Source organism: Sphingopyxis sp. EG6 (assembly GCF_003609815.1).
Lineage (GTDB): Bacteria > Pseudomonadota > Alphaproteobacteria > Sphingomonadales > Sphingomonadaceae > Sphingopyxis.
Genome location: NZ_AP017603.1, coordinates 1,280,238 through 1,305,372, shown reverse-complemented (window position 1 = coordinate 1,305,372; position 25,135 = coordinate 1,280,238). Strand labels below are relative to the sequence as shown.

Genomic DNA, 25,135 nt, shown 5'->3' with positions numbered 1-25,135 from the left:
CTTTTGAAACTGGATCAGACAGCAAGGACGAACCGATGGCAAGTGCCGGCCCCACCTCGAACAGCTTCATTTCGCAGCGGCTGAAGCTCCACTATGTCGATTGGGGCAATCGCGGTGCGCCGCCGTTGCTGCTCGTCCACGGCGGCCGCGACCATTGCCGCAACTGGGACTGGGTCGCCGACAAGCTGCGTGACCGTTATCACATCATCGCGCCGGACCTGCGGGGGCATGGCGATAGCGCTTGGTCGCCCGACGGCAATTACGCGATGGACGGCTTTGTTTACGACCTCGCGCAGCTGATCCATCAGCTCGATCTGGGACCGGTCGGCATCGTCGCGCATTCGATGGGAGGCAATATCGCGCTCCGCTACACCGGCCTTTATCCCGAAAATGTGAGCAAGCTGGTGGCGATCGAGGGGCTTGGCCCCTCCCCCAAGATCATCGCCGAGCGCGCCGCAAAACCCTATGCCGAGCGCTTTCGCAAATGGATCGACGACAAGCGGCAGGCCGCCGGGCGCACCCCGCGCCGCTATGCAACGCTCGACGACGCGCTGGCGCGGATGATGAGCGAGAACGCCTATCTGACCGAAGCGCAGGCGCGCCACCTGACCATCCATGGCATCAGCCGCAACGAGGATGGCAGCTGGAGCTGGAAGTTCGACAATTACCTGAATGTCTGGCCCGCGTTCGACATGCCGCAGGACGACATTGCCGCGCTATGGGGCGCGATCACCTGTCCCACCCTGCTCCTCTATGGCGCCAACAGCTGGGCATCAAACCCCGAGCGCGATGGGCGCCTGGCCGCGTTCAACACCGCAAAGGTGATCGAGTTCGAGAACGCCGGCCACTGGCTGCACCACGACCAGTTCGACCGGTTCATGTCCACGCTAGACGATTTCCTGTAAACCCGGCCCATGGGCGCGCAATGGCGCGCATTTTGGGGCAGAAGATGGCCTATAGCGGGCAGGTTTCGAGACGGCAGCGGATGGTGGCGGGCGGCGGCGCCTTGCTGGCGGCAGTTGCGGTCGGACTCGGTCTCGCCAGCGGGCTCGACCTCGACGTCGTTCGCAAGGCCAGCCAGGCGATCGCCGCGCTTGCCATCCCGGCGCCGCCGCCGACCGAGTCGGTCGTCCCCCAAAATTCGCCCAGCGACATCGCCAGCGGCAAGGCGTCGGCAGCCAATCAATACGCCAAAGCGGCCCCCATCATCGCGTCCAAACCCAAACTGCCGCCGATCACGCCCCCGGTCGCCGCCGCGCCGCACCCCGGCACGGGGAGCGATGCATCTGCGGGCGCGACACCGAACCCCGGCACCGGATCAGGCGCGGGTGGGCGCGGTGATGGAACGGGCGCGGGCGGGTCGGGCAACGGCACCGGTCGCGGCACCAAGGCGGTATGGCAGAGCGGCACGATCCGCGACCGCGACTATCCGCGTAGCGCGAGCCGCGCGCGCGTCGGCGGCAACGTCGAGGTTCGCTTCACGATCCAGCCGTCGGGCCGCGTCACCGGCTGCCTCGTGACGCGATCGAGCGGCGACGCCGCGCTCGACCAGACCACCTGCCGTCTGATCGAAGACCGTTTTCGCTTCAAACCCGCCACCAACGCGGCGGGCGACGCCGTTGCCAGCACCTATGGCTGGCGGCAAAGCTGGTGGCTCGAACCGCGTCGTTAGGCGAGCTGATCGCAGCCCCACCCTCATCCTCGCGACAATTTGCGAAAAAGATGCGAATAATTCGCAATATAAATTGACTCTGCGATCGATTCGCAATAGCGGCCCCTCCGAACACCAGCAGGGGTAATATTGTGAAAAAATCGACGTCCGCCACCTTCCTCGCCATGTCGTGCGTGGGAAGTCTGATCAGCGCGCCAGCCATGGCCGCCGAAGCTGGAGCCGATGCCGCTGCGGAACAGCAAGCGGAGCGCGACCGCCGCGAAGAACGCGAGCAGATCATCGTTACCGGTCAGCAATATCAGACCCAGCAGGAATCGCCGAAATCGACGCGATCGGTCCGCGACACGCCGCAAACGGTAACGGTGATCACCGGCGAAACGATCGAACAGCAGAACCTCCTGACGCTGCGCGACATGCTGTCGACGGTTCCCGGCATTACCTTCGGCGCAGCCGAAGGCGGCTCGCCCCCGGCGGATTCGATCACGCTGCGCGGCTATTCGGCGGGGTCGGACATCACGCAGGACGGAGTGCGCGACAGCGGTGCGTACAACCGGTCGGACAATTTCAACCTCGAACAGCTGGAAATCGTCAACGGCGCCAATTCGGTCTATGGCGGATCGGGGTCGGTTGGCGGCTCGATCAACCTCGTCACCAAGCGTCCGCTCGCGGAAACCCGGGTCATCGCGACGGCGGGTATCGGCACCGACGATTATTATCGCGGTTTGATCGACGCCAACATCCGCGCCAATGACCTGATCGCCTTCCGCCTGAACGCGATGATCCATCAAAACGACGTTCCGGGCCGCGACGTCGAATATTATGAGCGCTGGGGTGTGGCACCCTCGATCACCCTTGGGGTCGGCGGCGCGACCAGCCTGACGCTGCAATATCTGCATCAGGAGGACGAGAATATCCCGCAATATGGCGTGCCCTATTACGCGGTCGCCGGGGGCGTCCTTCCCGGTGTCGATCGCAGCGACTATTTCGGGTACCGCAACGTCGATACGCAAGACATTACGGTCGATCAGGCCACGCTGACCTTTGAACATCAGCTGAGCGACCAGGTATCGCTCCGCAATCTGTCGCGTTGGCAACAGGTATCGCAGCTGACGATCGTCGGCCCGCCGCAGGGCACCTATTGTCTGGCCAACAGCCTACTTCCCACGGGGGCGGCGTGCCCGGCGACGGTCCCCGCAGGCTATTACCTGATCGGCGGCCCGCGCGGTAACACCCGCGATTCGAACAATGAAATCATGTATAATCAGCTTGATCTGCGCGCCGTGTTCAACACCGGTTCGGTTGAACACACGCTGGTCGCTGGCGCGTCGGCAAGCTGGGAAAAATATCTGCTGTCGACGGCCAATGTGTACCGCAACGCCAATGGCACCCCGGCCTTTGCCACTTTCCCGCTCATCAACATCGCCAACCCGAACGAAATCGTTCAGGGACCGCCCGGCTTTGTCTATGGCAGCAACGTCTATACCGGCCCGGTGAATTATTTTGAAAGCGGTCGCCAGCGCGGCGAGATCGACAATTATGCGGTCTATCTGTTCGACGCGATGAAGATCGGGAAGTTCGAGATCAACAGCGGCGTGCGCTGGGAAAAGAACAGCGGAAATTACCGTACCGACACGGTAACGACGGCAGGCGTGGTGACGCCCGGGACGATATTCCGCAACGATGCCGACCTGTTTTCCTATCGCTTCGGGCTGGTTTACAAGCCGGTTGAAGCCGTGACGCTCTATGCGGCATATGGCAATTCGAGAACGCCTTCGATCAGCGCGGTCAACGGCGCCTGCACGGCGTTGACCTGCAACGTCGATCCCGAAAGCGCGCGTAACTACGAAATCGGCGCCAAGGCCGAAGTCGCAGGTGGCAAACTGCTCCTTGCCGCGTCGGCATTCCGCAACGAACGCAACCAGTACAAGGTGCCGTCGAACGATCCGACGATCCCCGACCAGGTGCTCGACGGCAAATCGCGTGTCGATGGCGTCGCGCTCAGCGTCGTCGGCAAGATCACCCCGCAATGGTCGGTGACGGCGAACTACACCTATCTGGACAGCACGCTGATCCAGTCGGTCGCCGATGGCCTGCCCGACCCGGCAGCGGGCGCAGAGCTTCAGAACACGCCGAAGCATTCGGGCAGCCTGTTCACGACGTACGAGCTGCCATTTGGCCTGACGCTTGGATACAGCATGACCTATCAGGGCAGCTTCGCATTGAACCTGCCCACCGCGGCCAGCCCGACAATTTTCCGCTCGGACGATTATCTCGTCCACAGCGCCTACGTCGCCTACAATGTCACCGACAAGCTAAAGGCCCAGCTCAATGTGAAGAATTTCACCGACGAGCTCTACTTCACCCGCGTCCGCAACAATGGCTGGGCCACCCCGGGCGATGCGCGCGCGGCGATCTTCTCGCTGACATACACGCATTGACCTGCATGGCGGGGACGGCGGCGTCGCTGCCGCCCCGCCATTGCTTCGCGCCCGAACCTATGGCAGCCCGTCGCGGTATCGCCGAAGAGACCCTGCCATGCTGATTGCCGTTCCCGATCTGTTGACCGCCGACGATCTGGCAGAAATCCGCCGGATCATCGACGGTGCCGATTGGGTCGACGGCAATGTCACGTCCGGCCATCAGGCCGCACTCGCCAAGAACAATGAGCAATTGCCCGAAGACAGCGATGCCGCGCGGCACGCCGGGCGGCTGATCCTCGACGCGCTCGGTCGGTCGCCTTTGTTCTTTGCCTCCGCACTGCCGCTCAAAATCTTTCCGCCGCTGTTCAACCGCTATGGCGAGGGGCAGGAATTCGACACCCATGTCGACAATGCCGTGCGCCTGAAGCGCGGCAGTGAGTTTCGCATGCGCAGCGACCTGTCGATCACTGTCTTCCTCGAAGCCCCCGACTATTATGACGGCGGCGAGTTACTGGTCGAGGATCATTATGGGGTCCAGCGCGTCAAGCTGCCTGCCGGACATGCGGTGGTCTATCCCTCGTCCAGCCTGCACCGCGTCACCCCGGTCACGCGTGGGCGGCGCGTTGCTTCCTTCTTCTGGATCCAGTCAATGGTGCGCGATACCGAGGCGCGGCGACTGCTGTTCGACCTCGACCGCGCGGTCCAGCGGCTGACCGGCGACCTTGGCGGCAAGGATCGATCGGTGATCGAGCTCACCGGCGTCTATCACAATCTGCTGCGCCGATGGGCGGACAGCTAGCCCAACATTGCGCACCATTCGCGCGACAGAAATTCGCGCTCACCCGCAATCACACAGGCCGCTAGCCCCTGCGCATCGGCGAGCGCGATCGCCGCCGCTGGCCCGAGCACGGTCAGCGCCGTGGCCCAGCCGTCGGCCATCATGCAGCTCCGATGCAGCACCGTCACCGACGACACCGAGTTGACGATCGGCCGCCCGGTTTGCGGGTCGAAACTGTGCGAATAATGCCGCCCGTCGATCGTCAAGCCGCGGCGGTAATTGCCCGACGTCGCCGCCGACAGATCGTGCAGCGCAATCCGGTAGGGCGCCACCGAAGTGCTCGGCGGCATTTCGACATCGACCCACCACGGCTGGCCGTCGGGGCGAATCCCCTCCCCGCGCAACTCGCCGCCTACCTCGAGCAGGAAGTGGCGCACGCCGTTCGCCAGCAGCCATTCGGCGGCGAGATCAACGCCATAGCCCTTGGCGATGCCCGAGAGGTCCAGCACGGCACCCTCGCTGCGCCGAACGCGGCGCGCGTTCGCATCGAAATCGATCCGGCGCTCGCCATCCTCGGCGGCGGCAGGCACGCGATCGACCGATCCGCTCGCGCCAAAGCCCCAACGATCGGTCAGCGCGCCCAGGGCCGGGTCGAACGCGCCGTCGCTCGCGCGCTGGATCGTCAGCGCGGCATCGACGACATCGGCAAATTCGGCGGGCAGGCTGAACCATTCGCCGACCGCCGAGCGATTGAACCGCGACAGGTGGGATTCGCTTTCCCACTGGCTCATCTGAGCGACCACAAGGTCCAGCGCCGCCTGCACCCCCGCGGCGAGCGAAGGGGACGACCCGATCGCGTGCAGCGACCACGTCGTCCCCATCGTTTCGCCTCTGAAGCTTGCGATCGCTGCCCCGGAATCGCGCGACGCAAAGGCAGCGGGCGTCAGCGCCCGGGGGATCAGGATACGATCGTTCAGGGCGCCAGCACCTCGAGCGTGGTGACATAGCTGGCGCGGCGCGCGGGCGGCGGCGGCGCACCACCCTCGCCTTCCTCGCGCTCGACTTGCGGCGTCGTGACGTTCAGCCAATACATGCCGGGTTCGGGCCATGTCACGGCAACCTTGCCCTCGGCGTCGGTGGTCAGGTCCATCTGGCCCAGTTGATCGCGATAGCGGATACCGCCCGGAATGACCGTGACGGGCAGGCCCGCCGCCGGTTTGCCGTCAAGCAGGAACTGGAACGTCGCCGCCTCGCCGGAAAACAGGTCATTGGGGTGCGTCACCGGCGCCAGCTCGATGCCCTTGCCGGTCGATTTGAACAGGCCTGTCGTCGGCTCGCCGACCGTCACGAAAATTTCGTTGCGATTGTTCGCTTCGGCGGTCTTCACATTGGTCGCGCCCGCGGGCAGACGCTCGGCCAGATTGGCCGCGGTCGTCCCGCGCGGCAGGCGCTCGGTCTTTCCATTGAGCTCATAGCTGCCCAACAGCATGTCGGTCGCCGAACCGATCCGCCAGGTTCCCCGCTGCGTCAGACGCACGTCGAAGGTGCTGCGATACCGCCCGGTGGATTTATTCTCGATCGCCGCCTCGGTGCCGTCGGGCGCCCACGCCTTCATCGCGTCGAGCCGCATCGGCTGATGCTCGAAATAGAAAAGGTCGTTCGATACCGCGGCATCGACGGTCACCCACACATCGTCACCCGATACCACCGTCGACGACGGCATCATCCACTGGCGATGCGCGCTGGCCGGCACCGCTGCCAAAGCCGCAAGCGCGGCGACCGCCGCCAAACCCCAAAACCGCTTGTTCATCATCCTGCCCTCTCGTCTTAACGGAAGGAGACCGCGACGGCCCCCAGCTCGGCCGTACCCGCAGCGCGCCCGCCAGCCCCGGCCTTCGCCGGCCAGCTGAACGGAATGCGCAGCAATTCGCGGCCGCCGACCTCGCGCGCCGCCTCGATCACCAATGTATATTGCCCCGGCGCCGCTGCGCCCAACTGTGCGCGCGAGAACGACACCTTATGCGCGCCCGGTGCACGGGTAGCGCCGGTGATGCCGTTGGCGGGAAAGGCCAGCGAGCGCCCCGACACGCGCCACCATTGGCGTACGTCGCGGAGCCACTTGGTCCCCTCATTCGCTTTCATGTCATGATCGTACCAGACCGCGACCGTCTTCGCCTTGGCGCCCGCCTTTTCGACCCAGATCGCGACGTAGGGCTTGTGATATTCGGCGACCTTCAGCCGCGGGATATTGATCGTCACGTCCATCGTGCCCGGGTCGGCGGCCAGCGCAGGCGCCTGGAAAGCAGCCCCCAGGCCGACGGTCGAACCGAGCACGAGCGCGCGGGTGGAAAGCTGCATCACGAAACTCCCTAATGAATGAAGACGACCGCGATCGCGGCGGGGATCGCCAGCCCCAACCCGACAAGCGGCCAGGTGCTCTTGCGCTTCGCCGAATGAAGCTGGAGCAGGAACAGCCCGGTGATCGCAAACACCAGACAGGCGAACGAAAAAACGTCGATGAACAGGCTCCACTCGCCGCCCGAATTGCGGCCCTTGTGAAGATCGTTGAGATAGGAGATCCAGCCGCGGCTGGTGACTTCGCTGGTCGCCGCGCCCGTCGTCAGGTCGATCGCGACCCACGCGTCGCCGCCCGGACGCGGCGCGGGCAGATAGACTTCATCCGCCGACCATTCGGCCTCGTTCGACGCCTTGACCGGGAACGTCTGCTCGACCCATGCAGCGACCGGCGCGGGCAGCGGCGCCTTGGCATCCGCCGGGACCGCCGCGGTCAATTGGGCAAGCAGCGGCGCGGGAAGGTCGGCGGATTTTTCGGTGACGACCGGCGATCCTTCGATGTCAGCGGCATGGTTCAGCGTAAAGCCGGTGATCGCAAACAGCAGCAATCCGATCAGGCAGACAGCCGAGCTCATCCAGTGCCACATGTGCAACTGCTTCAGCCAAAAGGCTTTCCGGCTCTTTTTGATCGCCGGGCGCGAGGGGTTGGGTGCGTGCATGAAAGAATTCTGGATGGGAATGATGTGCGGCAGTTATCGCGAACGCTTCGCAATTACAATAAACATTTCGCTGTCAGAACGAAATTTGATCCACCACGCACAGCGAGCGAAGGCGCTGGCTGACGCCTTACCGACCGATCGATCCGACGATGAAGGAAAGGGTGGCGGAGACGGAGGGATTCGAACCCTCGGTACCGGATTTACCAGTACGACGGTTTAGCAAACCGTTGGTTTCAGCCACTCACCCACGTCTCCGCATGGTCCGCCGCGCTAACGACAGGTTTGGCCTAGGCGGGTCGCTATAGCCATGCACTTCGCGCCCCGCAACGCCAAAGATTGCCCAATTTCACCCCGAGCCCGAGCATTTCGGCGCACTATCGATTCGGTCTGGCGCAAAATCGACTCGGGTCATCGCCGGTTCATTGCCCGCCGCGCAAACCGAGTCATGATTAACGCCGCTTTCGGTGCGCTCGTACCGTTCGAATTTTGGGGGTCAGACATGCGACACACATTCACCAGCTTTGCTTTGGCGGCGGCCGCCGCTTTCGGCTTGGCGCTATCGCCGGTTCCCGCGGCGACCCAGATGCGCGAATTCGATCCGAACACCGCGATCGATTCCGATCTCGACAACCCCACACCGCCCCCACCCGTATCGAGCGATGCCACCGACGAGGTCATCAATTACGACAGCGACCTTGCGACCGCGGACCAGCAGACCAGCGAAGCGCCGACCAGCGGCACCGCCACCCCCGGCGATATGACGACCACCACCGTGATCACCGAAGATACGGCGACCTATAAGCAGGACGATCTGATCGGCGCCGCCGAGGGCGTGTTCGGCAAAGGCGCGCAGGGGCTGGCCGGACTGATCGAAGACATCCTCAAGAAACAGGGCGAACCCAACGCCTACATCGTCGGCCGCGAAGCCGGCGGTGCGCTAGTGCTCGGCGTGCGCTATGGTTCGGGCACGTTGCACCACAAGATCGAAGGCGAGCTCCCCGCTTACTGGACCGGCCCCTCGGTCGGCTTCGATGCGGGCGCCAATGCGGGCAATACCTTTGTCCTCGTTTATAATTTGTTCGACAGCAACGATCTCTACAAGCGCTTCCCTGCCGGCGAAGGCGCCGCCTATCTGCTCGGCGGCTTCAACGCGAGCTACCTGCGCCGCGGCGACGTCGTCCTGATCCCGATCCGCGTCGGCGTCGGCGCACGACTGGGCGCGAACGTCGGCTATATGAAGTTCCGCAAGAAACAGAATTGGGTCCCGTTCTAAGTATCGGCCCGTGTACCAACGAAAAGACAGCCCGCGCCTGACGGCGCGGGCTTTTCTTTAGGGGACAGAGGTTAGCGGCGAAATGACGGCCAACGACCGGTAGCGGACGTTCAATCCAGTCCCCGTTCGTATCGAGCGAAGTCGAGATACGCGTGGCTTGGCGTGAGCCTTCGGCGTGTCTCGACTTCGCTCGACACGAACGGAGGTAGGAGACGGTCGGTAATCCACCCCAAAACAGACATCACCTCCAAAAAAGGCCTTTCCTACATTATTCGACTGTGCCAGCCTTCCGCTTCTGATTGATCAAGTCGTCGCTCGCAGTCGGCAGGAACGGTTTACCTCGGGGCGACTCCAGCAGAGCAACGGGTCTGCATCGCGGCGCGCACAAGGCTGAACTTTCCTGAACTTTGGGCCGGGTGACGAAGGTCAGCGCCCCGCGCATCACAGCCTAATCGCCGTCAAACGCGATCAACGTCTCACACCGTAGCCCAGCCGCCGCCAACCGCTCCGAACCGCCCAGATCGGGAAGGTCGATGACGAACAGCGCGGCGACCACCTCGGCCCCGACGCTGCGCATCAAATCCGCCGCCGCCAGGATCGTGCCGCCGGTGGCGAGCAAATCATCGACAAGCACCACGCGATGCCCAGGCATCACCGCGCCTTCGTGCAGTTCCAGCCGGTCGGTGCCATATTCCAGCGCGTAATCGACCCCGATCGTCACACCGGGCAGCTTGCCCGCCTTGCGGACAGGAACAAGGCCGAGCCCCATCGCGGTTGCCATCGCGGCGCCGAACAGAAAGCCGCGCGCCTCGACAGCCACGATCAGGTTGGGACGATGCACCGCGGCGCGCGCAGACAGGCGGCGCACGCTTTCGGCAAAGCCTGCCGCGTCGCCGATCAGCGTCGTGATGTCGCGAAACTGGATGCCCGGTTTCGGAAAGTCGGGGATGGTGCGGACCAGCGACGCCAGGTCGAGGTCGGGTTGGGGCGGGAGGGCGATCATGCGGTCACAATCGCCCTGCCTCTTGTCCTCAATGCTTCTTGTCAGCCCAGATGTTGCGGTACGACAGATAGGCCAGAACCGTGAAGATCAGCAGGAAGAAGAACACCGCCCAACCCACCTGCACGCGCTTCACCAGCTTCGGCTCAGCGGTCCAGACGAGGAACGCGGTCACGTCCTTCGCCATCTGGTCGACGCTGGCCTTGGTGCCGTCGGCGTAGGTCACCTGATTGTCGGCGAGAGGCTTGGCCATCGCGAGGTTCAGGTTCGGGAAATAGGGGTTGTAATGGAGCCCGGTGCCGGGCTTCAGTTCGGCAGGCAGGTTCGCCGGCGGGTTCTGATAACCGGTCAGCAGCGAATAGACATAGTCCTTGCCGCCTTCGCGCGCCTTGGTGATCAGCGACAGGTCAGGCGGGATCGCATTGTTGTTCGCCGCGCGTGCCGCCACATCATTGGCATAGGGTGCCGGGAAATGATCCGACGGCAGGCCGTCGCGCGTCGCGACTTCGCCGGTATCGGGATTGACCGACGGAACCTGGAAGCCCTTGGCAAAGGTCTTCACCTGGCCTTCGGTATAACCCAGATCCTGAATGTTGCGGAAAGCAACGAGGTTCAGGCTGTGGCAGGCCGAGCAGACCTCCTTGTACACCTGCATCCCGCGCTGCAACTGCGCCTTGTCCCAATGGGGTACCAGGCCGTCGCTCGCCAGTTTCACATGGCGAGGATGCTTGACGAACGAATAAGCCACATTGGGCTCATTCTTGAGCGGCGTCGTGAAGATCGCGAGCACCAGCGCGGTAATGAAACCGAGGCCGACGAGAAATCCGAGCGGGCGAACCATGGCTGTATCAGCTCCTGTTAAAGTCTGGCGCTCAGGCCGCTGCCGGACCCGACGCGGCGTCGGGGGCATGTTTGGCAAGAACCGCTTCGGTGATCGAATTCGGCATCGGCAACGGACGTTCGATCCGCGAAACGATGGGCAGAATGACCAGGAAGTGGGCGAAATAGTAGATGGCGCCCAGCTGGCTGAGGATCACCCACGGCTGTTCGGCGGGCTGCATGCCGCACCAGCCGAGCAGCAGCACGTCGGCGACGAGCACCCAGAAGAAGATGCGGTACAGCGGGCGATAGGTCGACGACTTCACCGGCGAGCTGTCCAGCCAGGGCAGGAAGAACAAGAGCGCGATCGATGCGAACATCGCGATGACGCCCCACAGCTTTGCATCGATCCACAGGAAGTTGAAGGTGAAGGCCTTCAGGATCGCATAGAAAGGCAGGAAATACCATTCGGGAACGATATGCGCCGGGGTCGAGAGCGAGTTGGCCGGGATATAATTGTCGGCATGACCCAACATGTTCGGGCTGAAGAAGGTCAGCGCGACGAACACCAGCAGGAATACGCCGAGCCCGAAACCGTCCTTCGCGGTGTAATAGGGGTGGAACGGGACCGTGTCCTGTTCATCCTTCACCTCGATGCCCGTCGGGTTGTTCGACCCGGGGATGTGCAGCGCCCAGATGTGCAGGATGATGACACCCAGGATCACGAACGGCAGCAGATAGTGGAGCGAGAAGAAGCGGTTGAGCGTCGCATTGTCGGGGACGAAGCCGCCGAGCAGCCACTGGCGCACCGGCTCGCCGACCAGCGGAATGGCCGAGAAGAAGCCGGTGATTACCTGCGCGCCCCAGAAGCTCATCTGGCCCCACGGCAGCACATAGCCCATGAAGGCGGTCGCCATCATGAGAAGGAAGATCACGACGCCGAGCAGCCACACCATTTCGCGCGGCGCCTTGTACGAACCGTAATAGAGGCCGCGGAAGATGTGCAGATAGACGACAATGAAGAACATGCTCGCGCCGTTCATATGCGCATAGCGGATGAACCAGCCGGCGTTGACGTCGCGCATGATATGCTCGACCGAATTGAACGCGACCCCGACGTTGGCAGCATAATGCATCGCCAGCACGATGCCGGTGATGATCTGGATCATCAGCGCGGCGCCCGCGAGGACGCCGAAGTTCCAGAAATAGTTGAGGTTGCGCGGGACGGGATAGCCGGGACCGGTGGCGTTATAGACCAGACGCGGAATCGGCAGCTTCTCGTCCATCCACTTCATCAGCGGATGCTTCGGTTCATAGGGTTTGGCCCAGGGAAAGCTCATCTTATCTCGCTCCTCAGCCGATCGTCACGACAGTGTCGCTGGTAAATTCATAAGGCGGCACCACCAGATTGGTCGGCGCCGGACCTTTGCGGATGCGCGCCGCGGTGTCGTAGTGCGAACCGTGGCACGGGCAAAAATAGCCGCCGAAATCGCCCTTGTTCTCGCCTTCCGCCGCACCAAGCGGCACACAGCCGAGGTGGGTACAAACGCCAAGGGTGATCAGCCAGTTTTCCTTGCCCGGCTTGGTACGCTCGTCGATCGTCTGCGGATCGCGCAGATCGCTGAGCGGTACCGCCTTGGCTTCGGCGATTTCCTTTTCGACCAGGTTGCGGACAAAGACCGGCTGCTTGCGCCAGCTGGTCTTGATCGCCTGACCGGGCTGGATGGCGGAAACATCGATCTCGGTGGTCGACAGCGCAAGAACGTCGGCCGACGGATTCATCTGGTTGACCAGCGGCAGCACCACCGCCACCGCGCCAACCCCGGCGAAACTCACTGCCGCAATATTGATGAAGTCCCGGCGACGCACGCCATCTTCGATGCCGGCATTGAGTTCGGATTCACTGGCCATTCGACTGCCCTTGCATGGGTGAACTGACAAAGTTCTCGGAAAGTCGGGCCGCCCCGCGACGCGCGCACAAAATGGCACGCCCCGGCGGCCCCTCCGGGAATTGCGGGCCTGATAGCCGCACAGTCCGGGCTTGCCAACAGGCAATTTCCCCTTCTTTGACCGATGTATGACGCCGCCGCGAAAGCCCTCGATTCCGCACCGGCGCGCGGCTAAGGGCTAGCCATGGAAATCGCCCTGTTTCAGCCGGATATTGCGGGCAATGTCGGCACCACTCTGCGCACCGCCGCCTGCTTCGGCGTTCCCGCGCATATCATCGAGCCTTGCGGATTTCCCTTCTCCGACAGTGCATTGAAACGCGCCGGGATGGATTATGCGGTACGCGCCAACGTCCGTCGTCACGCCGACTGGAGCGATTTTCAAAGCTGGGCGGTGGCCGCCGGACACCGGCTGGTCCTGCTGACCACCGCGGGCGCGACGCCCCTGCCCGACTTCGATTTTTCGTCCGCAGACGTGCTGCTGCTCGGTGCCGAATCTTCGGGTGTCCCCCCCCATGTCCATGATGCCGCGGCGGCGCGGGTCGCGATTCCGATGCAGGCGGGCTTTCGCTCCTTGAATGTCGCGGTCGCGGCTGGCATCGCGCTCGCCGAAGCGCTCAGGCAAACGAAAGGCTTTCCGGCATGATCACGCTCGATCCGCAGCAGCAAACAGCGCGCGACTGGTTCGAATCGCTGCGCGACCGAATCTGCGCCGAGTTCGAGAGCATCGAGGCCGAGGCAGGCAGCGATGCGCGTTTTGCCTACACCCCGTGGGACCGCGAAGCCGTGGGGATCGCCCCCGGCGAAGGCGGTGGCGGCGTGCGCGGGGTAATGACAGGCAAGGTGTTCGAAAAGGTCGGGGTCAATGTCTCGACCGTCGGCGGCCAGTTCGCCCCCGATTTCGCCGCGTCGATCCACGGCGCGGGCGAAGACCCCAGCTTCTTTGCCACGGGAATCAGTCTCGTCGCGCATATGGCGAACCCGCACGCTCCCGCCGTCCATATGAACACGCGTTTCCTGGTCACGACGAAGCGCTGGTTCGGCGGTGGCGCCGACCTCAACCCCCCGATTCCGTATCAGGAGGACACCGACGCCTTTCATGCGCGGCTGCGCGCGGCGTGCACGCCCTTCGGCCCCGACGTCTATGAACGCTATGCAAAATGGGCCGAGGATTATTTCTATATCCCGCACCGCGGCGTCCACCGCGGCGTTGGCGGCATTTTCTACGATCATCTCGAATGCGGCGACGACGCCGAATTCGATCGCAACTTTCAGCTGACCCAAGCGGTCGGCGAGGCGTTTCTCGATATTTTCCCTCAAATCGTTCGGCGCCGTATGGGCCTGCCCTTTTCTGAGGCCGAGCGCGACGCGCAGCTGATCTGGCGCGGGCGCTACGCCGAATTCAACCTGGTCTATGATCGCGGCACCCTGTTCGGGCTAAAGACCGGCGGCAATATCGACGCGATCCTGATGAGCCTACCCCCGCTCGCCAAATGGAGCTGAAATAGCAAAAAGGGCGCTCCGTCGCCGGTGCGCCCCTCGCTTGCTTCAATTTTCCCGGTCAGGCGAAAACGTCACCCGCCGCGCGCGGCGTGATCGCGCGGTAAATCCCCACCGGCATCGAAAATGAAAACATCATGATCGGCAGATAGACCAGCGCCGCCATCACGATCATCGTCAGCATCGCACCGAATGCCGAGCCCCCCAGGATTGCCCCCAGAATGCCGCCGAAAATCAGGCTTGCGACGAACAGATAGGCGAGCATGCCAAGCGCAAATAGCAGGTAAAAACCGACGATCTTCCACTGCGACGCGCCGGTGATCCGCCACGATTCGGCAAAGCCGGTGACGGGATTGCGCGTCAGCCGATCTGCCATGACGGGTCCGGCCACCGAAACCCGCGACTGGATCCACAACATGAACACCAGAACGCCGACGTAGAGCAGCAGCATGACGAAAATTGCGCCGCCGCCGACCGCGCCCGATGCCAGGGCGTCGGGTGACATCGCACCCATGCCGCCCAGCGCCGCGCCAAAAACCAACGCGAAGATCAGCATGACGACGAAGATCACGATATAGGCAGCGATCATCACGACAAACATGCCAAAGGCAAACGCCGGCCCGGCCTGAAACGCCCACGCAAAATTGGGTGCTTCACCGGGATGCATCCCGCCGCGCCAGATCAACATGCAGACGCCGTAAAGAATGACCGAAGCGATGAGGGCAAAGAGGAAAATCTTGCCGATCGCACCGAACGCCACCGACGGATCGGCAGGCGACATCGCCATCGCGGTAAAGGTCGAACCCAGGAACAGGAACCCGAGCAACCCGACGACGACCAGCGCGCCGCCAACCCACATCAGCATCTGCATCCAATTGGCCTTCAGAAACGCAAAGGTTTCCGAAAAGGCCGCCCCTATGCTCATCTTTATCATATCACTTCCCCCCGTTGTTAAACCCCATTCCCCAAAGCGTTCATCCTGAAGCGTTGCTGTGCCGAAGCCCTTTACTGGAACACGTCGCTCGACGATCGCACGGCAAGCTGGCGATACGCCGCCGCCGAAATCGCCACCGACACGAGGCTACCGAGCGCTCCGAAACCCGCTTCGATCACTCCGCCCAACATGCGGCCGATTCCATCGCCCGTCCCAGCAATGGCGCCGACAACCAGCCCGACGATCATCGCGGCGATGAAAATCACGATGGTGACCAGAAACAGGAAAAAGAAGATCGCCCAGCCGTTGTTCCGCGTGAGTTCCCAACTGGTCTTCAGCGCTTCGAACGGGTTGTACAGGCTGCGGTCGGCGACGCTGGGCGCCGCCAGCGTCAAGCGCCCGACCAGATACAGGCCCGGAATGATCAGCAGGATCAGCCCGAAACCGATCGCGAGGCCCGACAATATTTGCACCGCGAGCAAGGTCGGAAAGAACATCAGCCCGAAAGTCAGCGCCTCGCCGACGCTGATCCCACCGCGCGCGAGCCACAGCCGGAGAATCGCCGCCGATCCGATGATCGTAGTGAGCGCGACGATGATCTGGCCGGGGATCAGCTGCCGAAACGTCTCCTGCAGCGCCGCCATCGACTGCTCGACGCTCGCCCCCGCGGGCGGCTCGATGGGTACCGGGCCGAACCAGGCGATCGCCAGCGCGGGCAGGAAGAAGAACACCCCTGCGATTGCACCAATCAAGGCAGGATGCGATTTCAGCAATTGGATGCTGTCTTCCCACGCCGCACCCATGTCGAATTTTACCATTGATACCCCGTCATTTTCTGGATCCCCGATTGCCTGCGAAGGTGACGCCGTTCGCCGCGTCTGTCCAGCCCTGTCGGCGATCTGCGCGCAGAGCCTTGCGCGGCGGGGCGCGGCGGGGCAGGAAGCGCCGCAATGACCCGTCTGCCATCCCCCGAATGGACCCTGTCAACTGGGCTGACCGACTATGCCGCGGCGCTTGCCGACATGGAAGCGCGCGCCGCCGCTATTCACGCAGGTGAAGCGGGCGAACGGATCTGGCTGCTCGAACATCCGCCGCTTTACACCGCGGGAACCAGCGCCGATCCCGCCGAATTGCTCGACCCCCGCTTTCCCGTTTATGACGCGGGCCGCGGCGGACGTTACACCTATCACGGCCCCGGCCAGCGCGTCGGTTATGTCCAGCTCGACCTGACGCGGCGCGGCCGCGACGTGCGCGCCTATGTATCGGCGCTCGAAGGCTGGGTGATCGACGCGCTGGCGTTGCTTGGCGTCGAGGCCCGCCGCGCCGACGGCCGCATCGGCATCTGGACCGACGCGCCCGATGGCCGCGAGGCCAAGATCGGCGCGATCGGCGTCCGCGTGAAACGCTGGGTCACGCTCCACGGCTTTTCGCTCAATGTGTCGCCCGACATGACCCATTTCGGCGGCATCGTGCCGTGCGGCATCGCCGAATTTCCCGTCACCAGCCTTGCCGATCTTGGCAAAGCGGCATCCTTCGCCGACGTCGATGCTGCGCTGGCCAGCGCCCTGCCCGCCTTTCTCGACAAGCTTCGGCCGAGCGATTAGGAACGGCGCATGACTCGTACCCTTATCGCCTCGCTCCTGCTCCTGCCCCTCGCCGCCTGTGGCAGCAGCGACCCCGCAGGCAAATCGACGACCAAACTCGACGCGGTGGAGGTGCAGCCGGGATCGGTCAGCGATTCGATGATCATCCTCGACGATGCCAGCACCGACGGTACCGCGGTCGACAACAGCGTCCCCGATGACGGCACCGCCAAGGAAGCGACAAAATCGGACGCCGACAACGCCGACGAAACAACCGCCGACCCCGAAACGAGCGAGAATCCCGACGCGGTTCCGGCTCCTGCGGCGAAAAAAGCAATCACCGCTGACAGCGCGGCGAAGAAGGCCGAATAAGACCTAGCGCAGCCCCAGGCTCTTGTGCGTCTGGAGCGAAAGCCGCCAGCGCGGATCGGCCATCACCAGTTCGATGCACCGCTGCACATTTTTGGCCGCGTCCGGATCGTCGAGCGGCTGCAGGAGCCGATGGGTGAAATCGAGCGTCGCGAGCCGCGCGACATCGCTGCCGGGCTGCGGCCAAACCAGCTTCAACTCATCGCCGCTCGTCTGCACCAATTCGCTGCCTGCCTTGGGGCTGACGCAGATCCAGTCGATGCTGCGCGGGACCGCAAATGTGCCGTTGGTTTCAATCGCTATCGTGAAGCCGTGCGCATGGAGCGCATCGATCAATGCCGCATCGACCTGCAACATCGGTTCGCCGCCGGTCAGCACGACATAGCGGTCCTCGTCCCCCGCCCCCCAGCTTTCGGCGATCACCGCAGCGAGTGCACCGGCGTCGGCATATTTGCCGCCCAATGTCCCGTCGGTGCCGACAAAATCGGTGTCGCAGAACTGGCAGACCGCCTTGACGCGATCCTGCTCGCGTCCCGTCCATAAGTTGCATCCGGCAAAGCGGCAGAAGACCGCGCGCCGCCCCGCCTGCGCCCCTTCGCCCTGCAGGGTCAGGAAAACCTCTTTGACGGCGTAAGTCATCGGATCAGGCGTAAACCGTCGGGTCGGCGAGACCGGCGTCGGCGAAGCCCTTGGACCGGAGGCGGCAGCTGTCGCACGATCCGCAATGCAGGCCTTCCGGCGTCGGATCGTAGCACGACCAGCTCATCGCCGCGTCCATGCCGAGCCGCGCGGCCTCGGCCGCAATGTCCGCCTTGGTCATATGCTGAAGCGGCGCGTGAATACGGAATTCGACGCCCTTGTCGCCGTCGCGCGTCGCAAGCGCTGCGAGCTTCTCGAAGCCCTGAATAAATTCGGGGCGGCAGTCGGGATAGCCCGAATAGTCGAGCGCGTTGACCCCGATGACAATGTCCTGCGCCTGCCGCGCTTCGGCGAGCCCCAGCGTGAGGGACAGGAAGATCAGGTTGCGCGCCGGGACATAGGTGATCGGGACGTCGCCCCCGACCCCGTCCTTGGGCACATCGATGTCGGCGGTCAGCGCCGATCCGCCGAAGCGGCGGAGATCCAGCGGCAACACAATATGTTCGGCCGCGCCCACTTCGGCCGCGATCCGCGCGGCCGATGCGAGTTCGACGCGGTGCCGCTGGTTATAGTCGATCGTCAGCGCGACGATGCGCGCACCAGCCTCGCGCGCGAGCCCGGCGCACACCATCGAGTCGAGCCCGCCCGACAACAGGACGATCAGGGTTTTTCCAGCGACATCGTGCATCGGCGCCCGATACGCCTGCGCCGATAATGGCGCAAGGGGCCGCTTGCCGCGGCGCTTCCAAAGAAACGGGCCGCGCGACGATCGTCACACGGCCCAGTGCGGCATGAAAGCCGTTAGGGAGAAGGACACACATCGGTGTGCCGCATGTCCCGACTAACGCCGGATGGTTAACAACCGGTTAGCACCGCCCGACGGTTCAGCATGGCCCCGCCCGACGCGCTTCGATCGCATGTGAAAAGGGCTTGCCGTCGGCGATGCCCTGGGTGTCGATCTGGACCAGCCGGTTCGTTTCGTTGCGGATGCTGGTGCGGCCATGGCCTGCCCCGGGGCAGGTGTAGTGCACCGTCACCGACTTGGGCGTATCCTCGATGATGTAGCGCGAACAGTTCGCCCGCGGGTGCTGGATCTGGATCATCCGCCGCGCGTCGCCGACGCAAATTGTTTGCAGCACCGCATCGTTGCCGCGCTCGCGCAGCTGCCAGCTGCCTTTTTCAAGCCCGTCAAGCATCGCGAGCGACGGCGCCTGGGCGGGAACCGCGGTTGCTCCCGCCAGCGCGGCGACGGCAAAGGAATATCGCAAAATGGGAGAGAAGATCGCCATTGTCACCTATCCATCGGACGCCCGGATCCGGGCAGAAATGCGACCCCGTTTCGACCGAGATAACAATGCCGACCCGGATTTTCAACCGTTTGCCGATGGATTAGGACGTTTCGTCGTCAGTTTGGGGCAGCGATGTCCGCTAGCGGGATCGGGAAAATGCGCGAGCAGAAGGCGCAATCGACGACGATGTTGTCGCTCTCGTCGGCCATGTCCCGGCGCTCGGCTTCAGGAAACTGCGCCAGGACGCCCGCGAAATAGCCGGTGCTGCACCGGCAGCCGCGCGATACGGCCACGCCGGGCTCGACCCGCACCTCATCCTCGTGGAACAAGCGCCACGCCAGCGTTTCGAGCGACGTTGCCGGATCGGTGAGTTCATCGTCCTTCAGCGTCGCGGCGATCGTGCGCGCATGCTCCCATTCGGGATTGTCGTGACGGACATGGAGCCGGTCGCGACCGACCTCTCCCTCGGGCAAATGCTGGAGCAGCAGGCCGCCGGCGAGGCATCCCGCCTCGGCGTCGTGGCGTGCGGCGAGGCGGATCAGGCTCGAAATCTGCTCCGACTGCTCGAAATAATGCTCCGCCGCCTCGCCGATCGAGGTGCCTTCGAGCGGGACAATGCCCTGATAACGCTCGGCGGTCGTCGCCTGATCGAAGGTGATCGCGAGGAAGCCCTCACCGAACAGCGCAAACAGCGTCGGTTCGGGGCCGACCTCGGCGAGCCGCTCGGCGTCAAACTTCAGATAACCGCGCAGCTCGCCGGCGCGATAGTCGCACACGAGCAGCTCGACCGGTCCGCCGCCGGTCTGCGCCTGCAACGTCATCTGGCCATTCTCGTCCTTCAGCGTCGAACCGAGCAGCACGGTCAGCACCAGCGCTTCGGCGAGCAATTTTTCGGCGACCGGCGGGTAATTATGCGCCGCGATGATCGTCCGCAACGTCGGCCCCAGCCGAACGAGACGCCCGCGCACATGGCGCGCAGCGATGGTGAACAGCAGCGGCTGGTCAAACCAGGTTTCGATGGTCTCGCTCACAATTCCAAACTCACAGCTTGCCCAGCGCCCACAGCAGGATCGACTTTTGCGCGTGGACACGATTTTCGGCCTCGTCCCAGACGCGCGATTGCGGACCATCGATCACCGCATCGACAACCTCGTCGCCGCGGTGGGCGGGCAGGCAGTGCAGGAAGATCGCGTCGCCCTTGGCGCCCGCCATCAGCCGTTCGTCGACCTGAAAGGGGGCCATCGCCGCGACCTTGTTGTGCGCATGATCCTGCCCCATCGACACCCAGGTGTCGGTCACGACCAGATCGGCGCCCGCCACGGCCTCGCGCGCATCGCGCACGATGTCGATCCGCGAGCCGCTGGCGCGCGCGGCTTCGACAAAAGCTGGATCAGGTTCATAGCCCTGCGGAACGCCCGCGCGAACGTGGAAGCCGAACAGGCCCGCCGCCTCGATCAGCGAGGACAGCACATTATTGCCGTCGCCGAGCCACGCGAGCTCCAGCCCCGGCAGTGCCTTGCCCTGCTCGACGATCGTCAGCAGGTCGGCGACGATCTGGCACGGATGCGACAGGTCGGTCAGGCCGTTGATCACGGGGACGCTCGCATATTCGGCGAGCTCCTCAATCTTGGCATGATCGTCGGTGCGGATCATGATCGCATCGGCGTAGCGCGACAGCACGCGCGCCGTGTCGGCGATCGTCTCGCCGCGGCCGAGCTGGCTGGTCCCGGCATCAAGGATCATCGGCACGCCGCCGAGCTGGCGGATCGCGATGTCGAACGAACAGCGTGTGCGCGTCGAGTTCTTCTCGAACACCATCGCCAGCACATGGTCGGCGAGCGGCTTGTCGCTATCGGGCTTTGCCTTCGGCCAGCCCGCACGCGCCGCCTTGCGGTCGATCGCGTCGGACAGCATCGCCGCGACCGCATCCCCGCCCGCGTCGGACAGGTTGAGAAAGTTCCGCATTAGGCTTCGGGCGGCGTATAGCTCGCCGCGCCTGCCGAAAGTTTCTCGATGAATTCGGCGATGTGATTGTCGTCGATGTTGAGCGGCGGCAGCACGCGAACGACATTTTCGCCCGCCGCGACGGTCAGCAATCCGTGATTGTCGCGCAGGTGCGCGACGAACGCACGGCTGTCCGACCGGAGCTTGAGCCCGAGCATCAACCCGACGCCGCGCACGCTTTCAAAAAGCTGGTCGTGGTTGGGAATGAGCTGTTCGAGCGCGCCGCGCAGCCGCTCGCCGGTAGCCTTGACCTGCTCGAGGAAGCCCTCTTCGAGCACCACGTCGAGCACCGCCTGCCCCGCCGCGCAGGCGAGCGGGTTGCCGCCATAGGTCGAACCATGCGTGCCGATGACCATGCCGCGCGCAGCCTTTTCGGTCGCGAGGCACGCCCCCATCGGGAAGCCGCCGCCGATGCCCTTGGCGCTCGCCATGATGTCAGGGACCACGCCGAAATGCTCATAGGCATAGAGATGACCGGTGCGCGCGACGCCGCACTGCACTTCGTCGAACACCAGCATCAGGTCGCGCTTGTCGCAGATGTCGCGCAGCGCCTGCAGGAACGGTTGCGATGCGGGGCGGATACCGCCCTCGCCCTGGATCGGCTCGACAAGGAAGCCCGCGGTGTTGTCGTCGACCAGATCGAGCGCGGCATTGATGTCGTCGAACGGCGCATAGGCGAAGCCGGGCAGCAGCGGGTCGAAACCCTTGCGCAGCTTTTCCTGATTGGTCGCCGAGATCGTGCCGAGCGTGCGGCCGTGGAAAGCATTGTTGAAGGTGATCAGCGTGTGCTTTTCGGCATTGCCCGCGCTCGAATGATAGGCGCGCGCGGTCTTGATCGAACATTCGACCGCTTCGGCGCCCGAATTGGTCAGGAACACCGTGTCGGCGAAGGTGTTTTCGACAAGGCGCGCGGCATAGGCTTCGCCCTGCGGGCTGCCGTACAGGTTCGACACATGCATCAGCGTCGCGGCCTGATCCTGAATCGCCTTGGTCAGATGGGGATGGCCATGACCGAGCAGGTTCACCGCAATGCCGCTCGCGAAATCGAGATAGCGCTCGCCGCGCTCGCCGATCAGATACGCACCCTCGCCGCGAACCGGACGCACACCGCACCGGGGGTATACGGGCATCAGCGGCGTGATCGTCATGGCAGGCACCTTTCAGTCAAAAGTAAAAAGGCGACCCCGTTCGGGCCGCCCTTGGTCGGGCCGTCCCTATACTGCCGCCGCCCGAGGCGCGTCAACACGGGGCGCTATGTTGCAACCATGGCCGAATGCCCGCGTTCGCGAGGGATGAAATCGCAGCTTTGGCCCCTGCCCTTTGCCCTATTCATGCTCGCCGCCTGCGACAGGCTGCCGCGCGATGTGTCGGGCAGCACCGACCGTATCGCGCGCAGCGGCGAAATGCGGGTTGTCGTAATTCCCGGAACCCCCGACGCGGCGCCCGCGCTTGCCTTGGTCGGCGGCTATGCCCAGCGCCACAAGGCGCGGCTGACGCGCGTATCCGCGCACGGCGACCATGCCCTGCACTGGCTGGAAGAAGGCAAGGTCGACTTGGTCATCGGCCATTTCGCCAAGGCCTCGCCATGGCAAGCCGAAGTCGCTTTGTCGAAACCCGTTGGGCGCAGCGAACCCGACAACAGCAAGCAACCGGTTCTGCGCCTTGCCCGCCGCAACGGCGAAAACGCCCTTATCCTGGCCACCGACCGTGCCATTGCCGAGACGATGAAATGAGCCTTCACGGTGGCATCCCCGCCGCAATTGTCGACGACGTTCGCCGCGGCGAACGGCTCGAATGGTGGACGCTGGCCTGGATGACGAGCGTCGTCATCGTCATGGGGCTGGTAATGGGCAGCAGTCAGGCGATGAAGGCGGCGGTGATCGAAGACCTGCTCAGCCTGGTCCCCGCGATTGTCTTCCTGCTGTCCACCCACTGGGAGCGCAAGCAGCCCAATCGGCGCTTCCCCTTCGGCTATCGCCGCGCCAACAGCCTTGCCTTTCTGGTCGCGGCCACCGCGTTGCTCTCGGTCGGCGCCTTCCTCGCCTATGAAAGCGTTACGACGCTGGTGCACCAGGAGCATCCGACCGTCGGCGGTATCACGCTGTTCGGCCATACAATCTGGCTGGGGTGGCTGATGATTGCCGCGCTCGCCTATTCGGTCGTGCCGCCGATGATCGTCGGCCATCTGAAGCACCCAATCGCGACGCGTATCCGCGACAAGGTTCTGCACACCGACGCGCTGATGCAAAAGGCCGACTGGCAGACCGGGCTGGCCGGGATCGCCGGGATCATCGGCATCGGTCTGGGCTGGTGGTGGGCCGACGCCGCCGCAGCGCTGTTCATTTCGTTGTCGATTATCAAGGACGCGATCGGCGCCTTGGAAAAGGCGGTCGCCGAACTGCTCGACGGGACACCGCGTGCGTTGGATTCGAATGATATGTCAGAAGATGCCGAACAGCTGACCGAGGCGCTGAAAAAGCAGTTCGGCGACATCGAGGTGCGGCTCCGCGAAACGGGCCGCTATATCGCCGCCGAAGTCGATTGCGCGCCGCCGACCGTTGTTCCGACCGCCAAAGACCTGCTGGGCGACGAACTGGCTTGGCGGCTGGCGAGCCTCACGTTTCGCCCCGTCGCCACTGATTCACCGGTCAATTAATCGGTCATCCCGGCGAAGGCCGGGATCTCATCGCCGCAAGATAACTCTAGGGCGAGATCCCGGCCTTCGCCGGGATAACGAATAAGCGCTAAAGCTGCTTCGCCGCTAAACGCTAAAGCTGCTTCGCCGCCGCCATCGTCAGCGCCATTGAGTGCTTGCGCGCGTCATGGTCGTACATCGACGATGCGATGACCACCTCGTCGACACGCGTTCGGGCGACGAATGCCCGCAGCCCTGCGGCAATATCGTCGATCGTCCCCACTGCGGAGCATTGCAACACATGGTCCAGGATCGCGCGCGCATTGGGCGGCAGGCTGTCCTTGTATCCGGGCAGCGGGGGCTTCATCTTTCCGGGATTGCCGGTGCGCAGCGCGACAAAGGCCTGCTGTTGCGACGAGGCGAGCAGTTCGGCCTCTTCGCGCGTATCTGCGGCAAAGGCGTTGAACGCCGCGGCCGCATAGGGTTCGGCAAGCTGCGCCGACGGCTTGAACTGGCGACGATAGATGTCGAGTGCCTCGTCGAGCGCGTCGGGCGCGAAGTGGCTGGCAAAAGCATAGGGCAGGCCGAGCATCGCGGCGAGCTGCGCGCCGAACAGACTGGAGCCCAATATCCAGAGCGGCACATTCGTCCCCTCGCCCGGCACCGCACGGATGCCGAGCCGGTCGTCGCCCGCGAGGAACGCCTGCAACTCGACGACATCTTGCGGGAATTGCCGCTCGTCGCCCGCCAGGTTGCGGCGCAGCGCGCGCGCGACAATGCCGTCCGAACCCGGCGCGCGGCCAAGCCCCAGGTCCACGCGGCCGGGGAACAGCGCCTCGAGCGTGCCGAACTGCTCGGCGATCACCATCGGCGCGTGGTTGGGCAGCATGATCCCGCCCGCCCCGATGCGGATCGTCGACGTCGCCTGCCCGATATGCGCCAGCACGACCGAGGTCGCGGCGCTCGCAATGCCCGCCATGCCATGATGTTCGGCGACCCAATAGCGTTCATAGCCGAGTGCTTCGGCGTGGCGGGCGAGATCGGCGGCGTTGGCGAGCGATTGAGCGATCGTGCCGGTGTCGGTGACGGGCACGAGATCGAGGAAGGAAAGTTTCGTCATGAAACGGATATGCGGTGCTGGGGGGCCGGGTTCAAGGCATCATCGTCGCCCCCGCGCAGGCGGGGGCCGCTGGCGGTCTTTCCTGACGTGTCCGAGTAAACCGCCTGCGGCCGTGTCGGAAGGCACGTGACTCCCGGCAC

General features: G+C 64.0%; 28 protein-coding genes and 1 tRNA gene. 11 read left to right on the top strand and 18 right to left on the bottom strand.

Annotated features, from left to right (window positions below; all coding sequences use genetic code 11):
- Positions 1 to 35 precede the first annotated feature (35 nt).
- The 4 genes from SPYCW_RS06470 to SPYCW_RS06455 all read left to right on the top strand — a co-directional run bounded on the left by SPYCW_RS06470 (position 36) and on the right by SPYCW_RS06455 (position 4,891).
- Positions 36 to 905, top strand: a complete 870-nt coding sequence (locus SPYCW_RS06470) for an alpha/beta fold hydrolase (protein WP_120218150.1) — start codon at positions 36 to 38, stop codon at positions 903 to 905.
- A 20-nt stretch (positions 906 to 925) separates the two neighbouring features.
- Complete coding sequence (locus tag SPYCW_RS06465; protein WP_232014854.1) at positions 926 to 1,672, top strand: energy transducer TonB; 747 nt, start codon at positions 926 to 928, stop codon at positions 1,670 to 1,672.
- Between the two features lie 164 nt (positions 1,673 to 1,836).
- On the top strand, positions 1,837 to 4,110 hold the full coding sequence (locus SPYCW_RS06460) for a TonB-dependent siderophore receptor (protein WP_120218148.1): 2,274 nt from the start codon (positions 1,837 to 1,839) through the stop codon (positions 4,108 to 4,110).
- Positions 4,111 to 4,207: 97 nt separating this feature from the next.
- Complete coding sequence (locus SPYCW_RS06455) at positions 4,208 to 4,891, top strand: Fe2+-dependent dioxygenase (protein ID WP_120216107.1); 684 nt, start codon at positions 4,208 to 4,210, stop codon at positions 4,889 to 4,891.
- On the opposite strand, the gene SPYCW_RS06450 is transcribed toward SPYCW_RS06455, so the two are convergent.
- From SPYCW_RS06450 to SPYCW_RS06430, 5 genes are all read right to left on the bottom strand, one after another.
- Complete coding sequence (locus SPYCW_RS06450) at positions 4,888 to 5,751, bottom strand: FAD:protein FMN transferase (RefSeq protein WP_197715662.1); 864 nt, start codon at positions 5,749 to 5,751, stop codon at positions 4,888 to 4,890. The two genes, SPYCW_RS06455 and SPYCW_RS06450, sit on opposite strands and share 4 nt — an antisense overlap.
- A 92-nt stretch (positions 5,752 to 5,843) precedes the next feature.
- A complete protein-coding gene (locus tag SPYCW_RS06445; protein ID WP_172595435.1) occupies positions 5,844 to 6,683 on the bottom strand; it encodes a DUF4198 domain-containing protein in 840 nt (279 codons plus the stop codon).
- A gap of 14 nt (positions 6,684 to 6,697) precedes the next feature.
- Entirely contained in the window at positions 6,698 to 7,228 is a 531-nt protein-coding gene (locus SPYCW_RS06440) for a DUF2271 domain-containing protein (protein ID WP_120216106.1), read from the bottom strand.
- A gap of 11 nt (positions 7,229 to 7,239) precedes the next feature.
- The gene (locus SPYCW_RS06435; RefSeq protein WP_120216105.1) at positions 7,240 to 7,884 is read right to left on the bottom strand and encodes a PepSY-associated TM helix domain-containing protein; all 645 of its coding nucleotides are present in this window, start codon (positions 7,882 to 7,884) and stop codon (positions 7,240 to 7,242) included.
- Positions 7,885 to 8,046: 162 nt separating this feature from the next.
- Positions 8,047 to 8,139: transfer RNA gene (locus SPYCW_RS06430), tRNA-Ser, on the bottom strand.
- A 244-nt stretch (positions 8,140 to 8,383) separates the two neighbouring features.
- Between SPYCW_RS06430 and SPYCW_RS06425 the strand changes: the two genes are divergently transcribed.
- Positions 8,384 to 9,157, top strand: a complete 774-nt coding sequence (locus SPYCW_RS06425) for a DUF1134 domain-containing protein (RefSeq protein ID WP_120218145.1) — start codon at positions 8,384 to 8,386, stop codon at positions 9,155 to 9,157.
- Positions 9,158 to 9,605: 448 nt separating this feature from the next.
- Here SPYCW_RS06425 and SPYCW_RS06420 read toward each other — a convergent pair whose 3' ends face one another.
- Genes SPYCW_RS06420 through petA form a run of 4 tightly spaced genes read right to left on the bottom strand, consistent with a single transcriptional unit; the run spans position 9,606 to position 12,887 of the window.
- On the bottom strand, positions 9,606 to 10,160 hold the full coding sequence (locus tag SPYCW_RS06420; protein ID WP_120216104.1) for an adenine phosphoribosyltransferase: 555 nt from the start codon (positions 10,158 to 10,160) through the stop codon (positions 9,606 to 9,608).
- Positions 10,161 to 10,188: 28 nt separating this feature from the next.
- Positions 10,189 to 10,998 carry a cytochrome c1 gene (locus tag SPYCW_RS06415; RefSeq protein ID WP_120216103.1) on the bottom strand — a complete coding sequence of 270 codons (810 nt, stop codon included), beginning with the start codon at positions 10,996 to 10,998 and terminating at the stop codon, positions 10,189 to 10,191.
- Positions 10,999 to 11,029: 31 nt separating this feature from the next.
- Positions 11,030 to 12,316 (bottom strand): cytochrome b, encoded by a 1,287-nt coding sequence (locus SPYCW_RS06410; RefSeq protein ID WP_120216102.1) that lies wholly within the window; start codon positions 12,314 to 12,316, stop codon positions 11,030 to 11,032.
- A gap of 13 nt (positions 12,317 to 12,329) precedes the next feature.
- The gene (gene petA, locus SPYCW_RS06405; RefSeq protein ID WP_120216101.1) at positions 12,330 to 12,887 is read right to left on the bottom strand and encodes a ubiquinol-cytochrome c reductase iron-sulfur subunit; all 558 of its coding nucleotides are present in this window, start codon (positions 12,885 to 12,887) and stop codon (positions 12,330 to 12,332) included.
- Positions 12,888 to 13,109: 222 nt separating this feature from the next.
- Here petA and SPYCW_RS06400 point away from each other — a divergent pair, with 222 nt between their 5' ends.
- Together SPYCW_RS06400 and hemF are read left to right on the top strand one after the other, a co-directional pair.
- Complete coding sequence (locus tag SPYCW_RS06400; RefSeq protein WP_120216100.1) at positions 13,110 to 13,568, top strand: tRNA (cytidine(34)-2'-O)-methyltransferase; 459 nt, start codon at positions 13,110 to 13,112, stop codon at positions 13,566 to 13,568.
- Positions 13,565 to 14,425: an oxygen-dependent coproporphyrinogen oxidase gene (gene hemF / locus SPYCW_RS06395; RefSeq protein ID WP_120216099.1), complete on the top strand. Its 861-nt coding sequence runs from the start codon at positions 13,565 to 13,567 to the stop codon at positions 14,423 to 14,425. Before SPYCW_RS06400 ends, hemF begins: the two co-directional genes overlap by 4 nt.
- Before the next feature lie 58 nt (positions 14,426 to 14,483).
- Here the strand turns inward: hemF and SPYCW_RS06390 are convergent, their stop codons facing one another.
- The gene (locus SPYCW_RS06390) at positions 14,484 to 15,347 is read right to left on the bottom strand and encodes a hypothetical protein (RefSeq protein WP_145985949.1); all 864 of its coding nucleotides are present in this window, start codon (positions 15,345 to 15,347) and stop codon (positions 14,484 to 14,486) included.
- 80 nt (positions 15,348 to 15,427) lie between these two features.
- A complete protein-coding gene (locus SPYCW_RS06385) occupies positions 15,428 to 16,174 on the bottom strand; it encodes a glycerophosphoryl diester phosphodiesterase membrane domain-containing protein (protein ID WP_120216097.1) in 747 nt (248 codons plus the stop codon).
- Positions 16,175 to 16,306: 132 nt separating this feature from the next.
- Here SPYCW_RS06385 and lipB point away from each other — a divergent pair, with 132 nt between their 5' ends.
- Positions 16,307 to 16,960 carry a lipoyl(octanoyl) transferase LipB gene (gene lipB, locus SPYCW_RS06380; RefSeq protein ID WP_120216096.1) on the top strand — a complete coding sequence of 218 codons (654 nt, stop codon included), beginning with the start codon at positions 16,307 to 16,309 and terminating at the stop codon, positions 16,958 to 16,960.
- A 9-nt stretch (positions 16,961 to 16,969) separates the two neighbouring features.
- Complete coding sequence (locus tag SPYCW_RS06375; RefSeq protein WP_120216095.1) at positions 16,970 to 17,311, top strand: hypothetical protein; 342 nt, start codon at positions 16,970 to 16,972, stop codon at positions 17,309 to 17,311.
- 3 nt (positions 17,312 to 17,314) lie between these two features.
- Here SPYCW_RS06375 and queE read toward each other — a convergent pair whose 3' ends face one another.
- From queE to SPYCW_RS06345, 6 genes are all read right to left on the bottom strand, one after another.
- Positions 17,315 to 17,947 carry a 7-carboxy-7-deazaguanine synthase gene (gene queE, locus SPYCW_RS06370; RefSeq protein ID WP_120216094.1) on the bottom strand — a complete coding sequence of 211 codons (633 nt, stop codon included), beginning with the start codon at positions 17,945 to 17,947 and terminating at the stop codon, positions 17,315 to 17,317.
- A gap of 4 nt (positions 17,948 to 17,951) precedes the next feature.
- Positions 17,952 to 18,635 (bottom strand): 7-cyano-7-deazaguanine synthase QueC, encoded by a 684-nt coding sequence (queC, locus tag SPYCW_RS06365; protein ID WP_120216093.1) that lies wholly within the window; start codon positions 18,633 to 18,635, stop codon positions 17,952 to 17,954.
- A 196-nt stretch (positions 18,636 to 18,831) separates the two neighbouring features.
- Positions 18,832 to 19,236, bottom strand: a complete 405-nt coding sequence (locus tag SPYCW_RS06360) for a DUF3617 domain-containing protein (protein ID WP_120216092.1) — start codon at positions 19,234 to 19,236, stop codon at positions 18,832 to 18,834.
- 116 nt (positions 19,237 to 19,352) lie between these two features.
- Positions 19,353 to 20,267 (bottom strand): Hsp33 family molecular chaperone HslO, encoded by a 915-nt coding sequence (hslO, locus tag SPYCW_RS06355; RefSeq protein WP_232014853.1) that lies wholly within the window; start codon positions 20,265 to 20,267, stop codon positions 19,353 to 19,355.
- 10 nt (positions 20,268 to 20,277) lie between these two features.
- Positions 20,278 to 21,201, bottom strand: a complete 924-nt coding sequence (argF, locus tag SPYCW_RS06350) for an ornithine carbamoyltransferase (RefSeq protein ID WP_120216090.1) — start codon at positions 21,199 to 21,201, stop codon at positions 20,278 to 20,280.
- Positions 21,201 to 22,388, bottom strand: a complete 1,188-nt coding sequence (locus SPYCW_RS06345) for an aspartate aminotransferase family protein (RefSeq protein WP_120216089.1) — start codon at positions 22,386 to 22,388, stop codon at positions 21,201 to 21,203. Before SPYCW_RS06345 ends, argF begins: the two co-directional genes overlap by 1 nt.
- A 144-nt stretch (positions 22,389 to 22,532) precedes the next feature.
- Here SPYCW_RS06345 and SPYCW_RS06340 point away from each other — a divergent pair, with 144 nt between their 5' ends.
- Positions 22,533 to 22,973 carry a hypothetical protein gene (locus SPYCW_RS06340; protein WP_120216088.1) on the top strand — a complete coding sequence of 147 codons (441 nt, stop codon included), beginning with the start codon at positions 22,533 to 22,535 and terminating at the stop codon, positions 22,971 to 22,973.
- Complete coding sequence (locus tag SPYCW_RS06335) at positions 22,970 to 23,896, top strand: cation diffusion facilitator family transporter (RefSeq protein ID WP_120216087.1); 927 nt, start codon at positions 22,970 to 22,972, stop codon at positions 23,894 to 23,896. Before SPYCW_RS06340 ends, SPYCW_RS06335 begins: the two co-directional genes overlap by 4 nt.
- A 112-nt stretch (positions 23,897 to 24,008) precedes the next feature.
- On the opposite strand, the gene SPYCW_RS06330 is transcribed toward SPYCW_RS06335, so the two are convergent.
- A complete protein-coding gene (locus SPYCW_RS06330; protein ID WP_172595434.1) occupies positions 24,009 to 24,995 on the bottom strand; it encodes an LLM class flavin-dependent oxidoreductase in 987 nt (328 codons plus the stop codon).
- Positions 24,996 to 25,135: the final 140 nt, after the last annotated feature.

Coding starts and splice junctions, on each gene's coding strand:
- SPYCW_RS06470 (WP_120218150.1), top strand. CDS start 36: ATGGCAAGTGCCGGCCCCACCTCGAACAGCTTCATTTCGCAGCGGCTG.
- SPYCW_RS06465 (WP_232014854.1), top strand. CDS start 926: ATGGCGCGCATTTTGGGGCAGAAGATGGCCTATAGCGGGCAGGTTTCG.
- SPYCW_RS06460 (WP_120218148.1), top strand. CDS start 1,837: ATGTCGTGCGTGGGAAGTCTGATCAGCGCGCCAGCCATGGCCGCCGAA.
- SPYCW_RS06455 (WP_120216107.1), top strand. CDS start 4,208: ATGCTGATTGCCGTTCCCGATCTGTTGACCGCCGACGATCTGGCAGAA.
- SPYCW_RS06450 (WP_197715662.1), bottom strand. CDS start 5,751: ATGGGGACGACGTGGTCGCTGCACGCGATCGGGTCGTCCCCTTCGCTC.
- SPYCW_RS06445 (WP_172595435.1), bottom strand. CDS start 6,683: ATGATGAACAAGCGGTTTTGGGGTTTGGCGGCGGTCGCCGCGCTTGCG.
- SPYCW_RS06440 (WP_120216106.1), bottom strand. CDS start 7,228: ATGCAGCTTTCCACCCGCGCGCTCGTGCTCGGTTCGACCGTCGGCCTG.
- SPYCW_RS06435 (WP_120216105.1), bottom strand. CDS start 7,884: ATGCACGCACCCAACCCCTCGCGCCCGGCGATCAAAAAGAGCCGGAAA.
- SPYCW_RS06425 (WP_120218145.1), top strand. CDS start 8,384: ATGCGACACACATTCACCAGCTTTGCTTTGGCGGCGGCCGCCGCTTTC.
- SPYCW_RS06420 (WP_120216104.1), bottom strand. CDS start 10,160: ATGATCGCCCTCCCGCCCCAACCCGACCTCGACCTGGCGTCGCTGGTC.
- SPYCW_RS06415 (WP_120216103.1), bottom strand. CDS start 10,998: ATGGTTCGCCCGCTCGGATTTCTCGTCGGCCTCGGTTTCATTACCGCG.
- SPYCW_RS06410 (WP_120216102.1), bottom strand. CDS start 12,316: ATGAGCTTTCCCTGGGCCAAACCCTATGAACCGAAGCATCCGCTGATG.
- petA (WP_120216101.1), bottom strand. CDS start 12,887: ATGGCCAGTGAATCCGAACTCAATGCCGGCATCGAAGATGGCGTGCGT.
- SPYCW_RS06400 (WP_120216100.1), top strand. CDS start 13,110: ATGGAAATCGCCCTGTTTCAGCCGGATATTGCGGGCAATGTCGGCACC.
- hemF (WP_120216099.1), top strand. CDS start 13,565: ATGATCACGCTCGATCCGCAGCAGCAAACAGCGCGCGACTGGTTCGAA.
- SPYCW_RS06390 (WP_145985949.1), bottom strand. CDS start 15,347: ATGAGCATAGGGGCGGCCTTTTCGGAAACCTTTGCGTTTCTGAAGGCC.
- SPYCW_RS06385 (WP_120216097.1), bottom strand. CDS start 16,174: ATGGTAAAATTCGACATGGGTGCGGCGTGGGAAGACAGCATCCAATTG.
- lipB (WP_120216096.1), top strand. CDS start 16,307: ATGACCCGTCTGCCATCCCCCGAATGGACCCTGTCAACTGGGCTGACC.
- SPYCW_RS06375 (WP_120216095.1), top strand. CDS start 16,970: ATGACTCGTACCCTTATCGCCTCGCTCCTGCTCCTGCCCCTCGCCGCC.
- queE (WP_120216094.1), bottom strand. CDS start 17,947: ATGACTTACGCCGTCAAAGAGGTTTTCCTGACCCTGCAGGGCGAAGGG.
- queC (WP_120216093.1), bottom strand. CDS start 18,635: ATGCACGATGTCGCTGGAAAAACCCTGATCGTCCTGTTGTCGGGCGGG.
- SPYCW_RS06360 (WP_120216092.1), bottom strand. CDS start 19,236: ATGGCGATCTTCTCTCCCATTTTGCGATATTCCTTTGCCGTCGCCGCG.
- argF (WP_120216090.1), bottom strand. CDS start 21,201: ATGCGGAACTTTCTCAACCTGTCCGACGCGGGCGGGGATGCGGTCGCG.
- SPYCW_RS06345 (WP_120216089.1), bottom strand. CDS start 22,388: ATGACGATCACGCCGCTGATGCCCGTATACCCCCGGTGCGGTGTGCGT.
- SPYCW_RS06340 (WP_120216088.1), top strand. CDS start 22,533: ATGAAATCGCAGCTTTGGCCCCTGCCCTTTGCCCTATTCATGCTCGCC.
- SPYCW_RS06335 (WP_120216087.1), top strand. CDS start 22,970: ATGAGCCTTCACGGTGGCATCCCCGCCGCAATTGTCGACGACGTTCGC.
- SPYCW_RS06330 (WP_172595434.1), bottom strand. CDS start 24,995: ATGACGAAACTTTCCTTCCTCGATCTCGTGCCCGTCACCGACACCGGC.